1 pseudogene is annotated in these 244 nt (G+C 67.6%); it reads right to left on the reverse strand.

The features are described 5' to 3' along the window. Positions 1 to 6: 6 nt before the first annotated feature. Positions 7 to 244, reverse strand: a pseudogene (locus FNJ47_RS48225) (hypothetical protein); the annotation flags it as partial.

The raw sequence follows: 244 nt of genomic DNA on the forward strand, positions 1-244 counted from the left end.
GGGCGGCTAACCACCTAGCGCTGCGCGCAGCGCACGCTCGTCGAGCCAGAGGCGGCCGTGCGGAGCCGAGGTCAGCGCCATCGCGATCGATCCGAACAGCTGAGGACGCAACGCATAGGCGCGCGCGGATGGCCCTGGGTTGCGGGCTCCGGAATATCCCAGTCCCATGCGAATGCGCGGCGCTCGACCCTGACGTCGCAAGGCAGTGGGATCATGACCCCATAGGCCATCGCATCGACAAAGG

Source organism: Bradyrhizobium uaiense, from assembly GCF_010811875.1.
Classification (GTDB): domain Bacteria; phylum Pseudomonadota; class Alphaproteobacteria; order Rhizobiales; family Xanthobacteraceae; genus Bradyrhizobium; species Bradyrhizobium uaiense.